This window comes from Pseudomonas sp. NPDC089741 (assembly GCF_044748825.1).
In the GTDB taxonomy this organism is placed as follows: Bacteria; Pseudomonadota; Gammaproteobacteria; order Pseudomonadales; family Pseudomonadaceae; genus Aquipseudomonas; species Aquipseudomonas helmanticensis.
Genome location: NZ_JBIVGT010000048.1, coordinates 1 through 22,583, shown reverse-complemented (window position 1 = coordinate 22,583; position 22,583 = coordinate 1). Strand labels below are relative to the sequence as shown.

21 protein-coding genes and 1 pseudogene are annotated in these 22,583 nt (G+C 59.7%); 7 read left to right on the top strand and 15 right to left on the bottom strand.

Features of this window, described 5'->3' with window-relative positions:
- Positions 1-133 precede the first annotated feature (133 nt).
- Positions 134-799, bottom strand: a complete 666-nt coding sequence (locus ACIPZE_RS27450) for a fumarylacetoacetate hydrolase family protein (RefSeq protein WP_007913879.1) — start codon at positions 797-799, stop codon at positions 134-136.
- A gap of 41 nt (positions 800-840) precedes the next feature.
- Positions 841-2,235, bottom strand: a complete 1,395-nt coding sequence (locus tag ACIPZE_RS27445; protein WP_283438436.1) for an FAD-binding oxidoreductase — start codon at positions 2,233-2,235, stop codon at positions 841-843.
- A gap of 204 nt (positions 2,236-2,439) precedes the next feature.
- Between ACIPZE_RS27445 and serA the strand changes: the two genes are divergently transcribed.
- Positions 2,440-3,669 (top strand): phosphoglycerate dehydrogenase, encoded by a 1,230-nt coding sequence (gene serA, locus ACIPZE_RS27440; RefSeq protein WP_053124806.1) that lies wholly within the window; start codon positions 2,440-2,442, stop codon positions 3,667-3,669.
- Between the two features lie 63 nt (positions 3,670-3,732).
- Here the strand turns inward: serA and ACIPZE_RS27435 are convergent, their stop codons facing one another.
- Positions 3,733-4,158: a DUF4399 domain-containing protein gene (locus ACIPZE_RS27435; protein WP_129395958.1), complete on the bottom strand. Its 426-nt coding sequence runs from the start codon at positions 4,156-4,158 to the stop codon at positions 3,733-3,735.
- A gap of 135 nt (positions 4,159-4,293) precedes the next feature.
- On the opposite strand from ACIPZE_RS27435, the gene ACIPZE_RS27430 reads away from it, so the two are divergent.
- Positions 4,294-4,860, top strand: coding sequence for a transporter substrate-binding domain-containing protein (locus tag ACIPZE_RS27430; protein WP_400776518.1), 567 nt, complete (start codon positions 4,294-4,296; stop codon positions 4,858-4,860).
- A gap of 239 nt (positions 4,861-5,099) precedes the next feature.
- Here the strand turns inward: ACIPZE_RS27430 and ACIPZE_RS27425 are convergent, their stop codons facing one another.
- Together ACIPZE_RS27425 and ACIPZE_RS27420 are read right to left on the bottom strand one after the other, a co-directional pair.
- Positions 5,100-5,585, bottom strand: a complete 486-nt coding sequence (locus tag ACIPZE_RS27425) for a DUF523 domain-containing protein (protein WP_283438434.1) — start codon at positions 5,583-5,585, stop codon at positions 5,100-5,102.
- A 1-nt stretch (position 5,586) separates the two neighbouring features.
- Positions 5,587-6,219, bottom strand: coding sequence for a 2OG-Fe(II) oxygenase (locus ACIPZE_RS27420; RefSeq protein ID WP_400776517.1), 633 nt, complete (start codon positions 6,217-6,219; stop codon positions 5,587-5,589).
- A gap of 108 nt (positions 6,220-6,327) precedes the next feature.
- Between ACIPZE_RS27420 and ACIPZE_RS27415 the strand changes: the two genes are divergently transcribed.
- Complete coding sequence (locus ACIPZE_RS27415; RefSeq protein ID WP_283438432.1) at positions 6,328-7,062, top strand: DUF2059 domain-containing protein; 735 nt, start codon at positions 6,328-6,330, stop codon at positions 7,060-7,062.
- 75 nt (positions 7,063-7,137) lie between these two features.
- Here ACIPZE_RS27415 and ACIPZE_RS27410 read toward each other — a convergent pair whose 3' ends face one another.
- Positions 7,138-8,085 (bottom strand): alpha/beta hydrolase, encoded by a 948-nt coding sequence (locus ACIPZE_RS27410; protein ID WP_283438431.1) that lies wholly within the window; start codon positions 8,083-8,085, stop codon positions 7,138-7,140.
- Positions 8,086-8,184: 99 nt separating this feature from the next.
- Between ACIPZE_RS27410 and ACIPZE_RS27405 the strand changes: the two genes are divergently transcribed.
- Together ACIPZE_RS27405 and ACIPZE_RS27400 are read left to right on the top strand one after the other, a co-directional pair.
- Positions 8,185-8,763, top strand: coding sequence for a DUF6436 domain-containing protein (locus tag ACIPZE_RS27405; protein ID WP_400776515.1), 579 nt, complete (start codon positions 8,185-8,187; stop codon positions 8,761-8,763).
- A 102-nt stretch (positions 8,764-8,865) separates the two neighbouring features.
- A complete protein-coding gene (locus ACIPZE_RS27400; RefSeq protein WP_400776513.1) occupies positions 8,866-11,277 on the top strand; it encodes a penicillin acylase family protein in 2,412 nt (803 codons plus the stop codon).
- Positions 11,278-11,410: 133 nt separating this feature from the next.
- On the opposite strand, the gene ACIPZE_RS27395 is transcribed toward ACIPZE_RS27400, so the two are convergent.
- A complete protein-coding gene (locus ACIPZE_RS27395; RefSeq protein WP_400776510.1) occupies positions 11,411-12,376 on the bottom strand; it encodes a GlxA family transcriptional regulator in 966 nt (321 codons plus the stop codon).
- A gap of 224 nt (positions 12,377-12,600) precedes the next feature.
- On the opposite strand from ACIPZE_RS27395, the gene ACIPZE_RS27390 reads away from it, so the two are divergent.
- Positions 12,601-13,242, top strand: a complete 642-nt coding sequence (locus ACIPZE_RS27390) for an HD domain-containing protein (protein WP_283438427.1) — start codon at positions 12,601-12,603, stop codon at positions 13,240-13,242.
- Between the two features lie 89 nt (positions 13,243-13,331).
- Here the strand turns inward: ACIPZE_RS27390 and ACIPZE_RS27385 are convergent, their stop codons facing one another.
- The 8 genes from ACIPZE_RS27385 to ACIPZE_RS27350 form a co-directional block, all read right to left on the bottom strand.
- Positions 13,332-14,222 (bottom strand): ABC transporter permease subunit, encoded by an 891-nt coding sequence (locus ACIPZE_RS27385; protein WP_283438426.1) that lies wholly within the window; start codon positions 14,220-14,222, stop codon positions 13,332-13,334.
- Entirely contained in the window at positions 14,219-15,100 is an 882-nt protein-coding gene (locus tag ACIPZE_RS27380) for an ABC transporter permease subunit (protein WP_174823987.1), read from the bottom strand. The genes ACIPZE_RS27385 and ACIPZE_RS27380 overlap by 4 nt, the downstream gene beginning before the upstream one ends.
- Positions 15,101-15,135: 35 nt before the next feature.
- Complete coding sequence (locus ACIPZE_RS27375) at positions 15,136-16,278, bottom strand: ABC transporter ATP-binding protein (protein ID WP_400776508.1); 1,143 nt, start codon at positions 16,276-16,278, stop codon at positions 15,136-15,138.
- 66 nt (positions 16,279-16,344) lie between these two features.
- On the bottom strand, positions 16,345-17,442 hold the full coding sequence (locus ACIPZE_RS27370; RefSeq protein WP_400776507.1) for a polyamine ABC transporter substrate-binding protein: 1,098 nt from the start codon (positions 17,440-17,442) through the stop codon (positions 16,345-16,347).
- A 187-nt stretch (positions 17,443-17,629) separates the two neighbouring features.
- On the bottom strand, positions 17,630-18,742 hold the full coding sequence (locus ACIPZE_RS27365) for a polyamine ABC transporter substrate-binding protein (protein ID WP_008085325.1): 1,113 nt from the start codon (positions 18,740-18,742) through the stop codon (positions 17,630-17,632).
- A gap of 171 nt (positions 18,743-18,913) precedes the next feature.
- Positions 18,914-20,278, bottom strand: a complete 1,365-nt coding sequence (locus tag ACIPZE_RS27360; protein ID WP_400776505.1) for an aspartate aminotransferase family protein — start codon at positions 20,276-20,278, stop codon at positions 18,914-18,916.
- 57 nt (positions 20,279-20,335) lie between these two features.
- On the bottom strand, positions 20,336-21,694 hold the full coding sequence (locus ACIPZE_RS27355) for a glutamine synthetase family protein (protein ID WP_129395970.1): 1,359 nt from the start codon (positions 21,692-21,694) through the stop codon (positions 20,336-20,338).
- Between the two features lie 95 nt (positions 21,695-21,789).
- Positions 21,790-22,158: a glutamine amidotransferase gene (locus tag ACIPZE_RS27350; protein WP_400776503.1), complete on the bottom strand. Its 369-nt coding sequence runs from the start codon at positions 22,156-22,158 to the stop codon at positions 21,790-21,792.
- A 278-nt stretch (positions 22,159-22,436) separates the two neighbouring features.
- Here ACIPZE_RS27350 and ACIPZE_RS27345 point away from each other — a divergent pair.
- Positions 22,437-22,583: pseudogene (locus tag ACIPZE_RS27345) on the top strand (glutamine synthetase); the annotation flags it as partial.

Below are 22,583 nucleotides of genomic sequence, written 5' to 3'. Positions count from 1 at the left end.
CCAGGCCTCTGTGGCGAGGGGATTTATCCCCGTTGGGTCGCGCAGCAGCCCCAAAGATCTTGGGACTGCTGCGCAGTCCAACGGGGATAAATCCCCTCGCCACAAAATCACATCACAACAAAAAAATGCTTAATCAGCGCACGCTGCTGGTGAAGCTGCTCGCGCCAACCAGTTCGAGGACGATGTCGTCGCCCACATTCAGCGGGCCGACGCCCACCGGCGTGCCGGTGAGGATCACGTCACCGGCCTGCAGCGAGAAGCAGCCGGCCATGTGCTGGATCATCGGCACGATCGGGTTGAGCATCGCGCTGCTGTTGCCGTCCTGGCGCACTTCGCCGTTGATGGTCAGGCGAATGCCGATGTCGGTCAGGTCCGCAAAGGTGCTGCCAACCACGAACGGCGCAAGCACTGCCGCGCCGTCGAACGACTTGGCGATTTCCCACGGCAGGCCCTTGGCTTTCAGCTCGGCCTGCTTGTCGCGCAGGGTCAGGTCGAGTGCCGGGGCGAAGCCGGAGATCGCGTCGAGCACTTCTTCACGGCTCGGCTTGGTCGACAATGGCTTGCCGATCAACACGGCGATTTCCGCTTCGTAGTGCACCGAACCGCGTTCGGTCGGAATGGCAAAACCGCCTTCCAGCTCGACCACGCAACTGCCGGGCTTGATGAACAGCAACGGCTCGGTAGGCACCGGGTTGTCCAGTTCCTTGGCGTGTTCGGCGTAATTACGGCCAATGCACACCACTTTCCCGATCGGGAAATGGATGCGTGTGCCGTCGACGTACTGGTGCTGATAGCTCATTTACCGACTCCTGCCTTCATTGATTCATCAAGGATTTCAGATCAAACCGCGAAGATCTTGCCCGGGTTCATGATGCCGTTCGGGTCGAACACCGCTTTCACCGCTTTCATGTACTCGATCTCAACCGGCGAGCGGCTGTAGGTCAAGTAATCGCGCTTGGTCATGCCCACGCCGTGCTCGGCGGAGATCGAACCGTTGTACTTCTCGACGGTTTCGAACACCCACTTGTTGACGGTCGCACACTTGGCGAAGAACTCGTCCTTGCTCAGGTTATCCGGCTTGAGGATGTTCAAGTGCAGGTTGCCGTCGCCGATGTGGCCGAACCAGACGATTTCGAAGTCCGGGTAGTGTTCGCCGACGATCGCATCGATTTCCTTGAGGAACGCCGGCACTTTCGAGACGGTGACCGAGATGTCGTTCTTGTACGGCGTCCAGTGCGAGATGGTCTCGGAGATGTATTCGCGCAGCTTCCACAGGTTGTGCAGCTGGGTTTCGCTCTGGCTCATCACGCCGTCCAGTACCCAACCCTGCTCGACGCAATGTTCGAAGGTTTCCAGCGCGCTGTTGGCCACTTCTTCAGTCGTCGCTTCAAATTCCAGCAACGCGTAGAACGGGCAATCGGTCTCGAACGGCGCCGGTACGTCGCCACGGCCCATGACTTTGGCCAGAGCTTTGTCGGAGAAAAATTCGAATGCGGTGAGGTCGAGCTTGCCCTGGAAAGCGTGCAGCACCGGCATGATCGAGTCGAAGTCGGCGGTGCCGAGGACCATGGCGGTAAGGTTTTTCGGCGCACGATCGAGGCGCATGGTCGCTTCGACGACGAAACCGAGGGTGCCTTCAGCGCCGATGAACAGCTGGCGCAAGTCGTAGCCGGTGGCGTTCTTGATCAGGTCTTTGTTCAGTTCCAGCACATCGCCCTTGCCGGTGACGACTTTCATGCCGGCGACCCAGTTACGGGTCATGCCGTAGCGAATCACCTTGATCCCGCCGGCATTGGTACCGATGTTGCCGCCAATCTGACTGGAACCTGCCGAGGCGAAGTCGACCGGGTAATACAGGCCCTTTTCTTCGGCGACGTTCTGTAAATGCTCGGTGACCACGCCCGGCTGACAAACGGCGGTGCGGTCAGTGAGGTTCACATCGAGAATCTGATTCATGTAGTCGAACGAGACAACCACTTCGCCATTCGCGGCGACGGCAGCGGCGGAAAGCCCGGTGCGCCCGCCCGATGGCACCAGCGCAACCTTGTGCGTGTTGGCCCAGCGGACCACGGCCTGCACCTGCTCGATGGTCTTGGGAAACACGATGGCGCTCGGCGCCGGGGCAAAGTGCTTGGTCCAATCCTTGCCGTACGCATTCAGGGAGTCGGCGTCGGTCAGGACCTTGCCAGGCTCGACCAGGGTCTTCAGTTCATCAATCAGGGCAGGATTGGTCATCGACAGAACTCTCGAACAATTCATGGTCATCCTGAGAACGCTTCACGTCGCAGGAATGAGTGTTTAGCGGGGAGGCTATGCTAGCATATCGACCCCGCAGGACAGTGCCCAAGGCCAGATCCGCGGAGACGACTTTCTTGTCGTCCGGGTCAGCGTCTGTTGACCATTTCCTGCCATTTTTCTCCGGGATACAGGTTTACGCAGATGAGCAAGACTTCTCTCGATAAGAGCAAGATCAAGTTCCTTCTTCTCGAAGGCGTCCACCAATCGGCTGTCGACGTCCTCAAGGCGGCGGGCTACACCAGCATCGAATACCTGACAGGTTCCTTGCCGGAAGCCCAGCTCAAGGAAAAGATCGCTGACGCTCACTTCATCGGCATTCGTTCGCGCACCCAACTGACCGAAGAGATCTTCGATCACGCGAAGAAGCTGGTAGCGGTCGGCTGTTTCTGCATCGGCACCAACCAGGTTGACCTGAGTGCTGCCCGCGAGCGCGGTATTGCCGTGTTCAACGCGCCGTACTCCAACACCCGCTCCGTTGCCGAGCTGGTGCTGGCCGAAGCGATCCTGCTGCTGCGCGGCATCCCGGAGAAAAACGCTTCCTGCCACCGTGGCGGCTGGATCAAATCCGCAGCCAACTCCTTCGAGATCCGTGGCAAGAAACTCGGCATCGTCGGCTACGGCTCGATCGGTACTCAGTTGTCGGTTCTGGCTGAAGGTCTGGGCATGCAGGTGTATTTCTACGACACCGTGACCAAGCTGCCGCTGGGCAACGCCACTCAGGTCGGTAACCTGACCGAGCTGCTGGGCATGTCCGACATCGTCACCCTGCACGTTCCGGAAACCGCTGCGACCCAGTGGATGATCGGCGAGAAGGAAATCCGCGCCATCAAGAAGGGCGGCATCCTGATCAACGCTGCGCGCGGTACCGTGGTCGAGCTGGACGCCCTGGCGGACGCGATCAAGGACAAGCACCTGATCGGCGCGGCCATCGACGTATTCCCAGTGGAGCCACGCTCCAACGACGAAGAGTTCGAAAGCCCGCTGCGTGGCCTCGACAACGTGATCCTGACCCCGCACATCGGTGGCTCGACCGCCGAAGCGCAAGCCAACATCGGTCTGGAAGTGGCAGAGAAACTGGTCAAGTACAGCGACAACGGTACTTCGGTTTCGTCGGTGAACTTCCCGGAAGTGGCCCTGCCGGCTCACCCTGGCAAGCACCGCCTGCTGCACATCCACGAGAACATCCCGGGTGTGATGAGCGAGATCAACAAGGTCTTCGCCGAAAACGGCATCAACATCTCCGGTCAGTTCCTGCAGACCAACGAGAAAGTTGGCTACGTGGTGATCGACGTCGACGCCGAGTACTCGGACCTGGCGCAAGAGAAGCTGCAGCACATCAACGGCACTATCCGTAGCCGCGTGTTGTTCTGATTTAGCGTTGAGCGACAAAAAAAGGGAGCCTTCGGGCTCCCTTTTTCATGCACGGCGAAAAGGTTATTCGACGTTGACGGTGATTTTCTTCGAGACGATCGGCGGATCGAACGGCATGTGGCCGCTGTCGCCCAGCTCCAGCTGCAAGGTGTGCTTGCCCGGGGCCAGTTTGATGTCAGCCTGGGTCTGCGCCTTGCCGAAGTGCATGTGGTTGGCATCGTTCGGAATCGGCGCGCCGGCGGCCGGCAGCTTGTCGACGTCGATCAGCAGATGATGGTGACCGGTGTTCTTGGTGACGTCACCGGCCGGGGCCAGTGCGACGTCCTTGACGCCAAACTTGACGGTGAAGGTCTGCGAAACAGTCGCCCCGTCCTCGGGAGAAACGATGAACACTTCGGCACCCTTGGGTGCCGGTGTCGCGGCACTGGCCAGCACCGAAACGCCCATCAGCACACCGGCCAACGCTGCACGTGACATAAAGCTTTTCATTTTCTTCTCCAGTTTTTCCGTAAAATCCGCACGGTCATGACAACTTCATGACCATTCGTTGTCGAAGGCACTCGACAACCATAGCAAAGCGAGCCTGACTCAGAGCATCGCGTTAATGATTTCAAAGGAGTGACCATGCGCTTTTTGCCTGGCCTGATCTGCCTGCTACCCCTTTTGAGCCCTCTGGCTCACGCCGAACTGATTGATGACGTCAACGACCGTGGCGAGCTGCGCATAGCCCTTGAGGCTAATACACCGCCCTTCAATTACAAGGATGACGGCGACAAACTCACGGGATTCGAGGTCGAGCTTGGACAACTGTTGGCCAACGAGCTGGATGTGCGCGCCGACTTCATCGTCACCGACGAAAGCGACTTGCTCCAGGGCGTTGAAAGCGGCAAGTACGACGTCGCGCTCAATCACATAGCACTGACACCTGAACTCAAGGATCGTTTCGACTTCAGCCAGCCTTACGGCAAGGTCGATTCACAGTTGCTGGCAAAGAAAGATGAACAACCGCAGCCGATGGTCTTGGTGCAGACGCTGACTGACGCCAAGCCAAAAGCAAGCGCAGCGGTGGAGTTGGCGATACCGTTTCAGAAGGGTAATCCGGCATTTCAGGCCAGTCTTGTGAGCGCGATGCAGCGGATCAAGGCGGATGGGCGTTTGGCGGCGCTGACCGAGAAGTGGTTGAAGCCTTAAAAGCCCCTCACCCTAGCCCTCCCGAAACGTCGGACCGCCCGTAGGGAGAGGGGACTGAATGGGGGATGCTGAAGGGATACGCCGACCTGAAATGGATGTACCGAATCCGAAATCGACTGGTCATGGCTGTGTCGAATCCATAGTCGATAAGGTCTTTCAGGTCGATGTAAGACGCCGGACAACTCGGTCGGCCCCCTCTCCCTTCGGGAGAGGGCTGGGGTGAGGGCAACGATTTCGGATCAGTCCAAAGCAGCCAAAGCCACCGAGGCCTCAGCCAATTCAAGTTCGCTAAAAACCTGCACGCCATGGCGTTTGAGCAGTGCAGCCGTTACGCCTTCACCGGAGACTTTCACGCCACTGAACGTCCCGTCATAAGTCAGCAGGTTTCCACAGGATGGACTGTTGGCTTTCAGGACTGCCACGCGGATGCCGTGTTTCTGCGCCAACGCCAGCGCCTGCCGCGCACCCACCAGAAACTGCGCACTGACATCCTCGCCCTCGGTGGTGATCACCGCAGCGATTCCATCGAGCACTTCACCGCCCTGCCCCCCAGGAATCTCCGCCGCCGCCCGTGGCGTCGGCAATCCTCCTGCGACTTCCGGACACAATGGCACCACGCGCCCTTCGGCAATCCACTGTTCGAGCAAATCAAACGGCCCGCTCGCGCCACCGTCGTAGCGCACGCGATGACCCAACAGGCAGCGGCTGACCAGAATCTTGTCCATATCAGAACGGCTCGTTGCCACGCCGACGGAACCAGCCCGTCAGCGACAGACGCTCGCGATTGGCCGGCAGCACTTCGTGCGGCACTTCGCCAGAGAGAAACACCACCAGACAACCGCCCGTAGGCTGCACGTCATGCACGCGCTCATCTTTAAGATACATGCGCAACTGACCGCCGTCCTCCGGCAGCCAGGCATCATTGAGGTAGACCACCACCGACACCATGCGCTTGTCATCGTCGCGAAAACGGTCGACATGCCGGCGATAAAACGCACCCGGCGGATATAGCGCGAAATGACATTCGAAGTCTTCCAGGCCAAGGAACAGACCACGATTGAGCGCCTCGCGCAGGCTGTCCATCAGGTTCAGATAACGGTCGCTGGAATCGGCCTGGCCCGGATCGATCCACTGAATATGATCGCCGCGAATCCCCTCGCGAACCTCTGAAAACGGCCCGCGCCCGACCCCTGCCGGCGCCAGTTCGCCCTCGGCCTCGCGTTTACGGCACTCGGCCGCCAGCTCGCGGGTCAAACCGGCGGGCAGGAAGATGTTCTGCTGCGACCAGCCGTGTTCGGCCAGGTCATCGACAATGCGTAACAGCAGCGGGTGTTCAGAGGATATTTGCATGGCGCGCATAGTATGCCGGCGGCAAGAAATCCGACAGAGCCACGCGGCGGCTTGCTACGAATTCTCGACAAGTACCGGCACCGCACGGAGAATAGTCCGCTGCTGACAGGAGTCCCTATGCGCCGTTTGCTTTTTTCACTGTTGATGTTCTGCGTTTTGCCCGCTTGGGCGGACGGCCACGATCAGTTGTACAAGGTCGCCGGCTGGCCAGATCAACGTGCGCATTTCAACGACGCCCTGAGCGCCGCCCAGCAACGCTATCAGAACAGCCTGCCGCCTGCGGTGTTTCAGGCGCTGGTCAACAACAGCAACCAGCGCTTCGCTCCGCAGGCCGTGGACCAACGCGCCGAAGCACAACTGCGGCAGAAGCTTGCCGATCCGAAACCGGCGCTGACCTTCTTTCAATCGCCACTGGGCAAGAAAATCGTCGCCGCTGAATTGCTCGCGACCCGCCGCGACCAACTGGCGAAAAATGCCAAGGGCCTGCCGAAGATGCAGGTCAGTGACAGCCGTCTGCTGATCATCGGCCACCTCGCCCAGGCACTGCCGGCCCGCGAAGCTGGCGCCGAAGTCAGCCTGGCGATTGCCGGCGTTGCGGCGGACAGTCTGAGTTCGATGATTCCGGGGCTGCTCGGTGGTGGTCAGGCGCAGGGCATGTTGAATGGTCAGCGTCAGCGCTTGATGGATCAGATCGGCGCGGACATGAACAACACGCTGCTCTACGTTTATCGCGATTTGTCGGATGAAGAGCTGGAAGAGTTTGCAACGTTTGCCGAATCGGCTGAGGGCAAGGCTTATTACCAGGCCGCCCTGGCAGCGATTCGGGCAGGGCTTGCGGTCGGGCAACCCTAAAAGATCGCAGCCTTCGGCAGCTCCTACACCGATCCATGTAGGAGCTGCCGAAGGCTGCGATCTTTTGATCTTGCTCTAGAGATTGCGGCCCTTGATCCGCTTGCTCAGAAACTCGAAATACTCCTCGCGCATCTCCTCCGTCTCATTCGCCAGATGATGCCGCGCCTCGGCCAGCAGCAGAATCTGCGGTCGATCGAACTTCCATTTCAACACCTGCAAATTGTGCTGCCAGTCGACGGTCATGTCCGCCTGCCCCTGAATGATCAGCGGCCGCCGCGGACTTTTTTTCGCGTGTTCGACGCGAATGATCCAGCGCGATAACGCCCCGACCCATTGGGTCGGCAAGCGCTGCGGCTGCAACGGATCCGCCTGCAGAAACGGCAAGAAATCCGGATCGTTCGAGTTCTCGCTGAAGCGCCGCGCGACACCTCGGACGAACGGCCTGAGCAAGTAATAACTCAGTTGCGACCAGCCCCACGCGCGTGGCCGCACCAACGGCGCCAACAGAATCAACTGGCCCTGCGCCGGACTGCCCTCGCCATGGTTGAGCACGTGATCGACCACAATCGCCCCGCCCGTGCTCTGCCCGCACAAGTGCCACGGCTGCGGCAGCGAGATCGACTGCGCTTCGGCGAACAAGGCTTGCAGGACATCCTGGTATTCAGAGAAATCGCGAATGCTCGCCCGTGGCCCGCTGGACAAACCATGGCCCGGCAAATCGCAGGCGATCACCGCAAAGTCCTGATCCAGCGCCCACTCGATCACATGCCGATAGAGCCCGGTGTGGTCGTAGTAACCGTGCAACAGAAACAGCGTTGCCTTGACCTTTTCCGGCCACCAGCAATGGCTGACCAGTTCGTAGCCATCGACGTCGAAACGACCCATGCCACGCCAGACATCGCGATGGGGAAAATCGGTTTTATAGAACTGCTGGTACGCCTTGGCCTCGTCCGACAACGGCTGCCACTCGGCCAAGGGCTTGAGGCTGGCGCGGATTTGATCGGGGTCGAAAGTGGCAGGCATGCGGGAATTCCAAAACGGTAAACAGACTTTATCGGTCTGCGATATTCATCTGTAGTGGCAGACATGGCAAGCTAGCCGACCTTTCGAGGATCGAAAACCATGCGTTCGCCCTACCGCACCGCACTGTTTGCCAGCCTGCTTGCGCTCTTGTGCGCCGGGGTGCTGTGGGCCGCGTATGACTGGTTTCAGGGGCGTTACCTGCGCGCGTTCAGCGAGCACACCGCAGTGTTTTCCGGCGATCCGCTGCGCCTGCCCGACGATCTCGCCGGCCCCGGCAATATTCGTCTCGTGCACTTCTGGGATCCGGCGTGCCCGTGCAACGTCGGCAATCAACAGCACCTGACCGAGATGGTCGAACAGTTCAGCGGCAAAGGCGTGGAGTTCTTCGCCGTGCAAAGAACCGGCAGCCACGGTCAATTGCCCGCCACGCTCAGCAACCTGAAAACCATCACGGTATTGCCCGGCTCCGAACAGGTCCCCGCCAGCCCGGCCGTGGCGATCTGGGATCGCAGCGGCAAGCTGGCGTACTTCGGTCCGTACAGCGAAGGCCTGACCTGCAATTCCAGTAACAGCTTCATCGAACCGATCCTCAACGCACTGACTGAAGATCGCCCGGTCAACGCCACGCACACCCTGGCAGTGGGCTGCTACTGCCCGCGGCCGGTGGAAACGCAGTAAGGCATTCCGGACTTTTCCCGGACAGCGATGCACGGCACAGAGGGTCTGTGCTACTTGTTTGCAGCCCGACGGGCGGCAATCCCGCATGCACAAGGAGTCACCATGAAGCGCGTGTTCACCGTACTTGGCTTGCTCATCGTTGTTCTGCTTGCCGGCGTCGGCTGGTATGTCTACAGCAAACAACCGACGCGCCAGGGTCAGGTTGAACTGCGTAACCTGCAAGGTTCGGTGACCGTACGCTACGACGAGCGCGGCGTGCCGCACATCCGTGCCGAGAACGAAACCGACCTCTACCGCGCCCTCGGTTATGTGCATGCCCAGGATCGACTGTTCCAGATGGAAGCCATGCGTCGTCTCGCCCGTGGCGAACTGGCCGAAGTACTCGGGCCAAAACTGCTCGACACCGACAAACTGTTTCGCAGCCTGCGCATCCGTGAGCGAGCCGCCAGTTATGTCGCCAGCCTCGATAAACAATCGCCGGCGTGGAAGGGCCTGCAAGCCTATCTGGATGGCATCAACCAGTATCAGGACACGCACGCCGCACCGATCGAGTTCGACGTGCTGGGCATCCCCAAACGGCCGTTTACCGCCGAGGACAGCATCAGCGTCGCCGGTTACATGGCTTACAGCTTTGCCGCAGCGTTTCGCACCGAGCCGCTGCTGACCTACGTGCGCGATCAGCTCGGCGCCGATTACCTGAATGTCTTCGACCTCGACTGGCAGCCCAAGGGCGTGCTGGTCAACGGTCACGGAAAACCGGCACCGGCCCTCGCCGCCGGCGACTGGAAAGACCTCAACGCCCTCGCCCGCCTCAGCGAACAGGCGCTGATCGACAATGGCCTGCCGCAGTTTGAAGGCAGCAATGCCTGGGTGATTGCCGGCAGCCGCAGTCAGAGCGGCAAACCGCTGCTGGCCGGTGACCCGCACATTCGTTTCTCGGTGCCATCGGTGTGGTACGAAGCGCAACTGTCGGCGCCGGGCTTCGAGTTGTACGGCCATCATCAGGCGCTGGTGCCGTTTGCGTTTCTCGGCCACAACCTCGATTTCGGCTGGAGCCTGACCATGTTCCAGAACGACGATCTGGATCTGATCGCCGAGAAGGTCAACCCGGACAACCTGAATCAGGTCTGGTATCGCGGCCAATGGACCGACATGCTCGTCACCGAACAGCAGATCAACGTGAAGGGACAGACGCCCGTCACCCTGACCCTGCGCCAGTCGCCCCACGGCCCGATCGTCAACGATGCGCTGGGCACCGCTGCCGGCAAAACGCCGATTGCGATGTGGTGGGCGTTCCTCGAAACACCGAATCCGATCCTCGAAGGTTTTTATCAGCTCAACCGCGCTGACACCCTGGCCAAGGCCCGCGCTGCCGCCGCGAAAGTACAGGCACCGGGGCTGAATCTGGTTTACGCCAATGCCAAGGGCGATATCGGCTGGTGGGCCTCGGCATTGCTGCCCAAGCGCCCGGCCGGGGTAAGGCCGGAGTTCATACTCGACGGCAGCAGCAATCAGGCCGACAAGGACGGTTTCTACCCGTTCAGTGCCAACCCGCAGGAAGAGAACCCGGCGCGCGGCTACATCGTCTCTGCAAACTTCCAGCCGCTGTCGCCGACCGGCATGGAGATTCCCGGTTACTACAACCTCGCCGACCGTGGTCAGCAACTCAACCGTCAGCTCAGCGACAAGAGCGTCAAGTGGACGAACGAGGCCAATCAGAAACTGCAACTCGGCACGGCGACCGGTTACGGCCCGCGCGTGTTGGCGCCATTGCTGCCGGTGCTGCGCGAAGTGGTCAGCGATCCGGCACAGTTGAAACTGGTCGAGCAACTGGCGCAGTGGCCGGGCGACTATCCGCTGGATTCGGTCAGTGCGACGGTGTTCAACCAGTTCCTCTACGACCTCGCCGATGCGGCGATGCGTGATGAGTTGGGCAATGACTTTTTCGACACGCTGCTGTCGACACGAGTGATCGATTCGGCGCTGCCACGTCTGGCGGCGAACGCTGATTCACCATGGTGGGACAACCGCAACACGCCGGCCAAAGAAACGCGCGCCGACGTCGTGCGCACGGCGTGGGCAGCGAGCATGACGCATCTGAAACTGACCCTCGGCGACGATGTTGCCGGATGGCAATGGGGCGCGGCGCACACGCTGACTCACGGGCATCCGCTGGGACAGCAGAAGCCGCTGGATCGCATCTTCAATGTCGGGCCGTTTACGGCGCCGGGCAGTCACGAAGTGCCGAACAACCTCTCGGCGAAAATCGGCCCGGCACCGTGGCCGGTGACTTATGGGCCGTCGACGCGGCGCTTGGTGGACTTCGCCGATCCGGCGCATGGCCTGACGATCAACCCGGTCGGGCAGAGTGGCGTGCCGTTCGACAGTCACTATGACGATCAGGCCGAGGCGTATGTCGACGGGATGTATGTGCAGGCGCATTTCAGCGAGGAAGAGGTAACGGCGAATACGCGCAGTACCTTGAAACTGTTGCCGGCGCGGGCTGCGCAGTAGTTCTCGATTATCTGGGCTGGCCTCATCGCGAGCAGGCTCACTCCTACAGTTGATCGCATTTCTTCTGAAGGAACGCGGTTAACTGTAGGAGTGAGCCTGCTCGCGATGAGGCCCTGAAGAGCACTACACAACCTCAGAGCAGCAGCGCAAAATTCAGCCGAAACTGCTGCGGCGTCACGCCCAATCGGCGGTTGAACACACTGCGCATATGTTGCGCATCGCGAAACCCGCACTGATACGCCACCGTCTTCAACGGCGCCATGGTGCTTTCCAGCATCACCCGCGCCGCATCCACCCGCGCCTGCTCAACGAACTCTGCCGGCGTGACCTTGGCTTCCCGGGCGAACACCCGGGAGAAGTTGCGCGCACTCATGTTCGCCGCATTGGCCAGATCGGCAATCGTCAGGTCGCCAGTGAGATTGGCCAGCACGTACAGCTGCACCATCGCCACTGCCGACGTCGGCTCCGCGTGCGGCGTGAGGAACGGACTGAACTGCGACTGTCCGCCAGAGCGCTGGGTAAACACCACCAGTCGCTTGGCCACGCTCAAGGCCACTTCCGCGCCGTGATCACGCGCCAGCAGATACAACGACAGATCAATCCCCGCCGTGACCCCGGCCGAGGTATAGAGCGTGCCGTCCTCGACGTAGAGGCGATCCGCTTCGACCCGCGTTGACGCACACAACTGCGCCAACGCCTCGGCATCGTTCCAGTGTGTGGTGACGGTACGCCCTTCCAGCAAGCCGGCGCGCGCCAGCATGAATGCACCGTTGCAGATCGAGCCGAAGCGCTGCGCCCGTGCGCAGGCCTCGCGCAGCCAGGTGTCGAACACACTGCCGAAATCCATGAACGGTAGCTGCGGCCCGCCGGCGACCAACAGCAGGTCATAGGCGTCGAGGGCTTCGCTGAAATGGCGATGGGCGTTGAGGATCAAGCCGTTGGAACAGGCCATCGGTGTTTTTTCCAGGCCGATCACTTCGAGCTGATAGTGATCTTGCGGCGCGAGGAAGCGATTGGCCTCGGCGAACACATCCATTGGGCCGGTGACGTCAAGCGCTTGCACACCTGAAAACACCACGATGGCGATGGTTTTACTCATGGCTGTTGATTCCCCTTCAAAGCAAAAGATCGCAGCCTGCGGCAGCTCCTACATGGGTAGGTGGATACCTGTAGGAGCTGCCGCAGGCTGCGATCTTTTAGCTTGGCACGATTTGCAGGTGGATTGGCAAGGATCGCAGCCATGCGTTGATTGTCCGTTTAGCGTCTCAGGGAACAGACTTTGTCCATCAGCGCCACGACGGCGTTTCAGTGAGGAAACCTCCCATGAGCACGACCATTGCCGGCATCAAAATCCCCGACAGCGCCCTCGCCCGCGCCACCACCGACTACATCCGCGACATCGAGTCCGACTTGCTCTATCACCATTCGCGCCGGGTATTTCTGTTTGGCGCGTTGAGTGGCGAACGCCAGCAACTGGCCTACGACCCCGAGCTGCTGTATGTCGGCGCAATGTTCCATGACCTCGGTCTGATCGAAGGCCATCGCAGCGATGACGAGCGTTTTGAAGTCGACGGTGCCAACGCGGCGGCGGCGTTTCTCAAGCCGTACGGGTTGAGCGATGACGACATCGAACAAGTCTGGCTGTCGATTGCCCTGCACACCACACCGGGCGTGCCGAAGCATCTGCGCCCAACCGTGGCGCTGGTGACGGCTGGTGTGGAAATGGACGTGCTGGGCATGGATTACGCGGCGTTCAGTAGCGTGCAGCGTGAAGCGGTGGTGCATGCGCACCCGCGTGGGGAAGGTTTCAAGGAGTGCATCATCTGCGCGTTCGCCGATGGCTTGCGCCATCGTCCGCAGACCACGTTCGGCAATGTGAAGACCGATGTGCTGAAGGATCAGGAGCCGGGGTTCAAGCCGATGAACTTCGTCGAAGTCATCCGCAATTCCCCTTGGGTGAACTGAGGGCAAAATCAAAAGATCGCAGCCTGCGGCAGCTCCTACATTGGAATGCGTTCCCTGTAGGAGCTGCCGCAGGCTGCGATCTTTTGCTGTTAAGCCGCCTCCGGCGCCGACGCGCGGCGCACGTCCGGTTGCTTCCACGAATCGGCTGCGCTTTCTTCGATGGCTTGCTGGATGGCTTTCTTGCGGGCTTCTTCGGCGCGGCGGCTGAAGAACCAGACCATGAAAGTCACGATCGATACCGCCAGCAGAATCAGACTGGCCACGGCGTTGATCTCAGGCTTCACGCCCAGACGCACCGCCGAGAACACTTCCATCGGCAGGGTCGTCGAACCCGGGCCGGAGACAAAGCTCGCCAGTACCAGGTCGTCCAGCGACAGGGCGAAGGACATCATGCCGCCCGCCGCCAGCGATGGCGCGATCATCGGGATGGTGATCAGGAAGAACACCTTCCACGGCCGTGCACCGAGGTCCATCGCCGCTTCTTCGATCGACAGGTCGAGCTCACGCAAACGCGCCGACACCACCACCGCCACATACGCCGCACAGAACGTGGTGTGAGCGATCCAGATGGTGACGATGCCGCGCTCTTGCGGCCAGCCGATCATCTGCGCCATGGCCACGAACAGCAGCAACAGCGACAGACCGGTGATCACTTCCGGCATCACCAGCGGCGCCGTCACCAGGCCGCCGAACAGCGTACGGCCCTTGAAGCGGGTGATGCGCGTCAGCACGAACGCTGCCAGTGTGCCCAGTGCCACCGCGGCGACCGCGGTGTAGCAGGCGATTTCCAGCGAGCGCAATACCGAGCCCATCAGTTGCGTGTTGTCGAGCAGGCCGACGTACCACTTGATCGACCAGCCGCCCCACACCGTCACCAGTTTGGAGGCGTTGAACGAGTAGATCACCAGGATCAGCATCGGCAGGTAGATGAACAACAAACCCAGGACCAGCATCAGGCTGGAGAAACGGAAGCGCTTCATTCTTTACCCTCCATTTCCTTGGCCTGACTGCGGTTGAACAGAATGATCGGCACAATCAGGATCGCCAGCATCACCACCGCCAGCGCAGACGCTACCGGCCAGTCACGGTTGTTGAAGAACTCTTGCCAGAGCACTTTACCGATCATCAGGGTTTCCGGACCGCCAAGCAGTTCCGGGATGACGAACTCGCCGACCACCGGAATGAAGACCAGCATGCAGCCGGCAATAATCCCGTTCTTGGACAGCGGAATGGTGATTTTCCAGAAGCTGTTGAAGGTGCTCGAACCGAGATCGGAGGCTGCTTCCAGCAAGCTTTGATCGTGCTTCACCAGGTTGGCGTACAGCGGCAGGATCATGAACGGCAGGTACGAGTAAACCACGCCGATGTACACCGCGAGGTTGGTGTTGAGGATCTGCAGCGGCTCGTCGATAAACCCCATGCTCATGAGGAAGCCGTTGAGCAGGCCGTTGTTGCTGAGGATGCCCATCCACGCGTAGACGCGGATCAGGATCGCGGTCCAGGTCGGCATCATGATCAGCAGCACCAGCACCGTTTGCATCTCTTTACGCGCGGTGGCGATGGCGTAGGCCATCGGGTAGCCGATCACCAGACAGAGAATGGTGCTGATCAGCGCCATCTTCAACGAACCGAGGTAGGCAGCGATGTACAACTCGTCGCCAGCCAGCATCGAGTAGTTGCCCAGGTTCAGCAGCAGTTGCAGCTTCTGCTCGGCGTACGTGTAGATCTCGGTGTACGGCGGGATGGCCACGTCGGCTTCGGCAAAACTGATCTTCAGGACGATGAAGAACGGCAGCATGAAGAACAGGAACAGCCAGATGAACGGGACCCCGATGACCAGCTGCCGGCCATTGGGGATTATTCGATTGAGGCGGCGTTTGAATTTGCGCATGTTCATGAGCGAAGTACCACGCCGCTGTCGTCTTCCCAGTACACGTAAACCTGATCGCCCCAGGTTGGACGTGCGCCGCGGCGTTCGGCGTTGGCAACGAAGGATTGCACCAGCTTGCCGCTCGGCAACTCGACGTAGAAAACCGAGTGACCGCCTAGGTAGGCGATGTCATGCACCTTGCCGCTCGACCAGTTGTACTCGCAGGTCGGTTGATCGGCGGTGACCAGCAGTTTCTCCGGACGGATCGCGTAGGTGACCGACTTGTCCTGCACCGAGGTGCTGATGCCGTGGCCGACGTAGATCTGCCGGTCGAGGTCCTTGCAGGTGATGGTCGCGTGGCCTTCGGCGTCGTCGATCACTTCGCCTTCGAAAATGTTGACGTTGCCGATGAATTCACAGACCAGACGGCTGGTCGGGGTTTCGTAGATGTCGATCGGGCTGCCGATCTGGGCGATCCAGCCCAGGTGCATGATCGCGATGCGCTCGGCCATGGTCATGGCCTCTTCCTGGTCGTGCGTCACCATCACGCAGGTCACACCCACGCGCTCGATGATCTCGACCAGCTCCAGCTGCATTTGCGAACGCAGTTTTTTATCCAGTGCGCCCATCGGCTCGTCGAGCAGCAACAGCTTCGGCCGCTTGGCCAGCGAACGCGCCAGTGCCACACGCTGACGCTGACCGCCAGACAGTTGATGCGGCTTGCGCTTGGCGTACTGGCTCATCTGTACGAGCTTGAGCATCTCGGCCACGCGGGCGTCGACTTCAGCCGCCGGAATCTTGTCCTGCTTGAGGCCGAAGGCAATGTTCTGCGCCACGGTCATGTGCGGGAACAAGGCGTACGACTGGAACATCATGTTGATCGGTCGCTCGTACGGCGGCATGTCGGTGATGTCGACGCCGTCGAGAAAAATGCGCCCCTCCGTGGGCCGTTCGAACCCTGCCAGCATCCGCAGCAGAGTGGATTTGCCCGATCCCGAACCGCCGAGCAGGGCGAAGATCTCGCCCTTCTTGATTTCCAGGGACACATCGTCCACGGCAATCGTCTCGGCGACATAAGGCGTGACAGGGCCGCCTTTGACCAACACCTGTTTCGGTGTCTGGTCGCCCTCGAGGGCTTTCTTATAGGCGCCGGAGGCAACTGCCATTTACGAAACTCCCAGAAAAAAACAATGCAGTCCGCCCCGCAAGGCGAACCCAGGATAGTGTGTGCCTTACATCCCCGACTTGACCTTGGTCCAGCTGCGGGTCATCAGGCGCTGAATGTTCGGTGGCAACTCGGTCGATACGTAGGCCTTGTCGATAACGGCCTGCGGCGGATACACCGACTCATCGGTGCGGATGGATTGTTCCATCAGCTTGTCCGACCCAGGGTTAGGGTTGGCGTATCCGACGTAATCACTGACCTGGGCAATCACCTCAGGTTTCAGCAGATAGTTGATGAAGGCATGAGCCTCCTTCACGTTCGACGAATCCTTCGGAATCGCCAGCATGTCGAACCACAGCGCGCCGCCCTCTTTCGGTACCGAGTAGGCGATGTTCACGCCTTTCTTGGCTTCTTCGGCGCGGTGCTTGGCCTGGAAGATATCGCCGGAGAACCCGATGGCTACGCAGATGTCGCCGTTGGCCAGATCACCGATGTATTTCGAGGAATGGAAGTAGGTCACGTAAGGACGCACCGCGAGCAGCTTGGCGGTGGCTTTTTCGTAGTCCTTGGGATTGGTGCTGTTGGCGTTCAGGCCCATGTAGTTGAGCACGGTCGGCATCATTTCATCCGCCGAATCGAGGAACGCTACGCCGCAACTCTGCAGCTTCTTGATGTTCTCGGGTTCGAACAGCACGCCCCAGGAATCGATCTTGTCGATGCCCAGCACGGCTTTGACTTTATCGACGTTGTAACCGATGCCGTTGGTGCCCCACAGGTACGGCACGGCGTACAGGTTTCCCGGATCGTTCTGTTCCAGACGCTTGAGCAGCGCCGGGTCGAGATTGGAATAGTTCGGCAGTTGCGCACGGTCGAGCTTCTGGAACGCGCCCGCCTTGATCTGTTTGCCGAGGAAGTGGTTTGACGGCACGACCACGTCGTAACCGGTACGCCCGGCGAGCAGTTTGCCTTCCAGGGTTTCGTTGGAGTCGAAGACGTCGTAGACCGGCTTGATCCCGGTGGCTTTCTGGAAATCCGCCAGGGTCGTCTCGCCGATGTAGTCCGACCAGTTATAAATATGCACCGTACCGGCGGCCTGGGCTCCGACAGCAATCGTCAGGCCGGCAGTGGCCAGCAGGGCTTTGCGCAAAGAAGAAAAAATAGGCAAGTGGAGGTCCTCTAAATTAGTTGGGCCCAAGTTGCCCCGCGCTGCATGACAGCCATGGCTGCCCGGCAACAAAACCGGCGCGCAACTTACCCTCAAAAACCGTTCCAGCAAAACTTTCTGTCATTTAATTAATCCGCTGGCCGCCTTCGCGGGGGACGACGGCCAGCGGTTGTTGCTGCAAACCGGCTTATTTGCCCGATTTGATCTTGGTCCAGCTGCGGGTCAGGATGCGCTGGGTCGCGGCCGGCAAGTCGGCAATCGCGTACAGCTTGGCCAGCACGTCAGCCGGTGGGTAAACGCCCGGATCGCTGGTGATGTCTTTATCGACCAGTGGGGTTGCAGCGGCGTTACCGTTCGGGAAGCGCACAGCGTTGGTGATTTCCGCCATGATTTCCGGCTTCTGCAGGAAGGTCATGAACTTGTAGGCGCCTTCGACGTTTTCGGCATCTTTAGGGATGGCGACCATGTCGTAGAAGCTGCCGGCACCTTCTTTCGGAATGTTGTAGCTGACTTTCACCTTGTCACCGGCTTCAGCCGCGCGGGACTTGGCCTGGTAGATGTCACCCGAGTAACCCACGGCCACACAGATGTTGCCGTTGGCCAGGTCAGAGATGTACTTGGACGAGTGGAAGTAGGCGATCGAAGGACGGACCTTCATGATCAGCGCTTCAGCCTTGTCGATGTCTTCTTTCTTCTGGCTGTCGGTTGGCAGGCCCAGGTAGTGCAGCGCCACCGGGATCATCTCGGTTGGCGAGTCGAGCAGGCTGATGCCGCAGGATTTCAGCTTGGCAGCGTTTTCCGGCTTGAAGATCAGGTCCCACGAATCGACAGGTGCATCGGCGCCCAGTGCAGCCTTGACCTTCTCGGCGTTGAAGCCGATGCCGATCGAGCCCCACATGTACGGGAAAGCGTGCTCGTTGCCCGGGTCGCTGACCGACACGGCTTTGAGCAAATCAGTGTTGAGGTTCTTCCAGTTAGGCAGCTTGGACTTGTCCAGCTTCTGGTAGACACCGGCCTTGATCTGTTTGGCGAGGAAGTTGTTCGACGGTACGACGATGTCGTAGCCGGACTTGCCTGCGAGCAGTTTGGCTTCGAGGGTTTCGTTGCTGTCGAAGACGTCGTAGACGACTTTGATGCCCGACTCGTCTTCAAACTTCTTGATGGTGTCCGGGGCGATGTAGTCGGACCAGTTGTAGACGTGCAACACCTTGTCGTCCGCCTGAGCCGCAGCCGCCATGATTCCCATCAGGGACATGGCGAGCAGAGTCTTGCCAGCGAGCTTTTTGCCTAATGCCTTCATGCGTAATGCTCCAAATTTTTCTTTTTTGAACCACTTTGTTCAGCGGCCGAACCCGGACAACTGGAACCGCGGCTAGTCTGGCAAGATCCGAGGCGGTCTTTCAAGAAAAGACCAGCCTTTCTGACAGCTTTGAGCGAGAGCGCCGCGGCTCCCCCGCTCAGAGCCTAGCACTTAGCCTTGCAACGCACTGAGGGTCAGATCCAGGCATTTACGTGCCTTTGTAACCAGCTCATCGATCTCCGCCTTGCTGATGACCAGCGGCGGCGCGATGATCATGGTGTCGCCGACAGCGCGCATGATCAGGCCGTTGTCGAAGCAGAACTGGCGGCAGATCATGCCGACACCCTTGCCTTCGTAACGCTTGCGAGTGGCCTTGTCCTGCACCAGCTCGATCGCGCCCAACAGACCGACACCGCGAACTTCACCCACCAATGGGTGATCGTTCAGTTCCCGCAGACGTTTCTGCAAATACGGTGCCGTTTCGTTGTGCGCATTCTCGATAATTTTTTCATCGCGCAGAATGCGGATGTTTTCCAGACCCACCGCTGCCGCCACCGGGTGACCGGAGTAGGTGAAGCCGTGGTTGAAATCGCCGCCTTCGTTGAGCACCGCAACAACGCTGTCGCGAACGATCAGGCCACCCATCGGGATGTAGCCGGACGTCAGGCCTTTGGCGATGGTCATCATGTCGGGTTTGAGGTCGTAGAAATCGCTGCCGAACCACTCACCGGTACGGCCGAAACCGCAGATCACTTCGTCGGCGACGAAGAGGATGTCGTACTTGGCGAGGATTTCCTTGATGCGCGGCCAGTAGCTGTCGGGCGGAATGATCACGCCACCGGCACCCTGGATCGGCTCGGCAATAAAGGCACCGACGTTGTCGACGCCAACTTCGAGAATCTTCTCTTCCAGCTGATTGGCCGCCCAGATGCCGAACTCTTCCGGGGACATGTCGCCACCTTCAGCGAACCAGTACGGTTGCGCGATGTGAACGATGCCCGGGATCGGCAAGTCGCCTTGTTCGTGCATATACGTCATGCCACCGAGGCTCGCGCCGGCCACGGTCGAACCGTGATAACCGTTCTTGCGGCTGATGATGACTTTCTTGTTCGGCTGGCCCTTGATCGCCCAATAGTGACGAACCATACGCAGCATGGTGTCGTTGCCTTCGGAGCCGGAACCGGTGAAGAACACGTGGGTCATGCCTTCTGGCGCGACGTCGGCAATCGACTTGGCCAATTCCAGTGCCGGCGGGTGCGCGGTCTGGAAGAACAGGTTGTAGTACGGCAGTTCGCGCATCTGTTTGGCGGCGGCATCGGCCAGTTCATCGCGACCGTAACCAATGGCGACACACCACAGACCGGCCATGCCGTCGAGGATCTTGTTGCCTTCGCTGTCCCACAGGTAAACGCCCTTGGCGTTGGTGATGATCCGCGGGCCTTTTTCTTTCAGCTGCTTGAAGTCGCTGAACGGCGCCAGGTGGTGATCATTGCTGAGTGCTTGCCACTCGCGGGTTTGCGGATTGTTGCTGGTCATGCCAATTCTCCTTGTTATCGGTGAAGGCGCGGCTTTTTGAGGGCCGCGCCTGGCGTATCAGACGGCGAAGAGCAGGTACTCACGCTCCCACGAACTGATCACGCGCTTGAAGTTTTCATGCTCGGCCCGCTTGACCGCGACGTAGCCAGTGATGAAAGTTTTGCCCAGGTATTTCTCGACGGTCGAGCTGTTTTCCATGCGCTCCAGCGCGTCTTCGATGGTCAGCGGCAGGCGCAGGTTGCGGCGTTCATAACCACGACCGACCACCGGTGCGCTCGGGTTGAGGCCCTCGACCATGCCGATGTAGCCGCAGAGCAGGCTCGCGGCAATCGCCAGGTACGGGTTGGCGTCGGCGCCCGGCAGACGGTTTTCCACGCGACGGTTCTGCGGGCCGGCATCCGGCACGCGCAGGCCGACGGTGCGGTTCTCTTCGCCCCACTCGACGTTCACCGGTGCCGAGGTGTCCGGCAGGAAGCGGCGGAACGAATTGACGTTCGGTGCGAACAGCGGCAACAGCTCGGGAATCAGTTTCTGCAAACCACCGATGTGGTGCAGGAACAGCTGGCTCATGGTCCCGTCTTCATTGGAGAAAACGTTCTTGCCGGTCTCGATGTCGATGATGCTCTGGTGCAAGTGCATCGCACTGCCCGGCTCGCCCGTCATCGGCTTGGCCATAAAGGTCGCGGCCACGTCGTGCTTGAGTGCGGCTTCACGCATGGTGCGCTTGAACACCAGAATCTGGTCGGCCAGCGACAGTGCATCGCCGTGACGGAAGTTGATTTCCATCTGCGCCGTGCCGTCTTCGTGGATCAGCGTGTCGAGGTCCAGCTCCTGCAGTTCGCACCAGTCGTAGACGTCTTCGAACAGCGGATCGAATTCGTTCGCCGCTTCAATGGAGAACGACTGACGCCCGATTTCCGGACGGCCCGAGCGACCGATTGGCGGCTGCAACGGATAGTCAGGGTCGTCGCTGCGCTTGGTCAGGTAGAACTCCATTTCCGGCGCCACGATCGGCTGCCAGCCCTTGTCGGCATAGAGTTTGAGGACTTTCTTGAGGACGTTGCGCGGCGACAGCTCGATCGGATTGCCTTGCTTGTCGTAGGTGTCGTGAATCACCTGCGCGGTCGGCTCGATGGCCCACGGCACCAGGTACACGGCGTTCTGATCGGGGCGGCAGATCATGTCGATGTCGGCCGGGTCGAGCAGTTCGTAATAGATGTCGTCTTCGACGTAATCGCCGGTCACGGTCTGCAACAGCACGCTTTCTGGCAGGCGCATGCCTTTTTCGGCGATGAACTTGTTGGTCGGCGAAATCTTGCCACGGGTGATACCGGTCAAGTCGGCGATCATGCATTCGACTTCTGTGATCTTGTGGTCTTTCAACCAATCGGTGAGCTGGTCGAGGTTGTTACTCATAGATGCCTCTGGGCTGAGTCTCCTGACGTAGTGTCAGGCAAAGTTTGACGCCGGGGCGTCGCGTTAAAGGGGGCTTGCTTGTGCGCAGTGCGGGCTTACGCCAGGCACCGCGCATAGACAATGAAAGAGGAGCTTACCTGCCCTTTACGCTGGCGTTGCATTTCCTGTGCACACTGAAGACGAGCAGCAAGGCGTGCAGAATCGTGAGCACCACTTGGGAAGCGGCACAGGCTTTGGAGGTGAAAGCGATCTATATTGGAGGGGAACGCCATAAACGGGATGCCTTGTCGTACGTCCAGAATATCGGACGCTGCCGTTTTGCCTGTTGCCGACGAGACTGTCGTCAACGGACCGCGCGCCATGCTGGCTGCGTTACGGACGGATTTGTCGCCACTGATGTGATGAGCATGCAGACCGGACTGTTGCGAGCAGTCGGTGATGCCGATTAACGGCAGGCGAGACATGAAGCACCCCGGTATTATTGCTGTTATGGGTTTGATCCGAGCTTAGCCTTGTTCATTTTTTTACACAACACCCCCGTAAAAAATACAACACGGCCTGCTCAAGCCCGCGGGTGCCAAGCGTCCCAAGGTCAAAAAAACGCCTCAAAGTGCCCCATAAATGCCCTCACAGCGCTTTTTTAGGGCAAAAAAGGCCTCGCTTGACTTCGGCATGCCGTTCGGGTTGACTGAAACCAGAAAAGATCAATGATTGATATTTTTAACAACAAAGGTGTTGCATCATGTCGGTACCCCCGCGTGCCGTTCAGCTTAACGAAGCGAACGCGTTCCTTAAGGAACATCCTGAGGTTCTGTACGTTGACCTTCTGATTGCGGATATGAATGGTGTGGTGCGCGGCAAGCGCATTGAACGCACCAGCCTCCAGACG

Coding starts and splice junctions, on each gene's coding strand:
- ACIPZE_RS27425 (WP_283438434.1), bottom strand. CDS start 5,585: ATGGACAAGATTCTGGTCAGCCGCTGCCTGTTGGGTCATCGCGTGCGC.
- ACIPZE_RS27385 (WP_283438426.1), bottom strand. CDS start 14,222: ATGAAGCGCTTCCGTTTCTCCAGCCTGATGCTGGTCCTGGGTTTGTTG.
- serA (WP_053124806.1), top strand. CDS start 2,440: ATGAGCAAGACTTCTCTCGATAAGAGCAAGATCAAGTTCCTTCTTCTC.
- ACIPZE_RS27365 (WP_008085325.1), bottom strand. CDS start 18,742: ATGAAGGCATTAGGCAAAAAGCTCGCTGGCAAGACTCTGCTCGCCATG.
- ACIPZE_RS27410 (WP_283438431.1), bottom strand. CDS start 8,085: ATGCCTGCCACTTTCGACCCCGATCAAATCCGCGCCAGCCTCAAGCCC.
- ACIPZE_RS27390 (WP_283438427.1), top strand. CDS start 12,601: ATGAGCACGACCATTGCCGGCATCAAAATCCCCGACAGCGCCCTCGCC.
- ACIPZE_RS27415 (WP_283438432.1), top strand. CDS start 6,328: ATGCGCCGTTTGCTTTTTTCACTGTTGATGTTCTGCGTTTTGCCCGCT.
- ACIPZE_RS27375 (WP_400776508.1), bottom strand. CDS start 16,278: ATGGCAGTTGCCTCCGGCGCCTATAAGAAAGCCCTCGAGGGCGACCAG.
- ACIPZE_RS27395 (WP_400776510.1), bottom strand. CDS start 12,376: ATGAGTAAAACCATCGCCATCGTGGTGTTTTCAGGTGTGCAAGCGCTT.
- ACIPZE_RS27420 (WP_400776517.1), bottom strand. CDS start 6,219: ATGCGCGCCATGCAAATATCCTCTGAACACCCGCTGCTGTTACGCATT.
- ACIPZE_RS27355 (WP_129395970.1), bottom strand. CDS start 21,694: ATGAGTAACAACCTCGACCAGCTCACCGATTGGTTGAAAGACCACAAG.
- ACIPZE_RS27435 (WP_129395958.1), bottom strand. CDS start 4,158: ATGAAAAGCTTTATGTCACGTGCAGCGTTGGCCGGTGTGCTGATGGGC.
- ACIPZE_RS27450 (WP_007913879.1), bottom strand. CDS start 799: ATGAGCTATCAGCACCAGTACGTCGACGGCACACGCATCCATTTCCCG.
- ACIPZE_RS27405 (WP_400776515.1), top strand. CDS start 8,185: ATGCGTTCGCCCTACCGCACCGCACTGTTTGCCAGCCTGCTTGCGCTC.
- ACIPZE_RS27400 (WP_400776513.1), top strand. CDS start 8,866: ATGAAGCGCGTGTTCACCGTACTTGGCTTGCTCATCGTTGTTCTGCTT.
- ACIPZE_RS27360 (WP_400776505.1), bottom strand. CDS start 20,278: ATGACCAGCAACAATCCGCAAACCCGCGAGTGGCAAGCACTCAGCAAT.
- ACIPZE_RS27350 (WP_400776503.1), bottom strand. CDS start 22,158: ATGTCTCGCCTGCCGTTAATCGGCATCACCGACTGCTCGCAACAGTCC.
- ACIPZE_RS27430 (WP_400776518.1), top strand. CDS start 4,294: ATGCGCTTTTTGCCTGGCCTGATCTGCCTGCTACCCCTTTTGAGCCCT.
- ACIPZE_RS27445 (WP_283438436.1), bottom strand. CDS start 2,235: ATGACCAATCCTGCCCTGATTGATGAACTGAAGACCCTGGTCGAGCCT.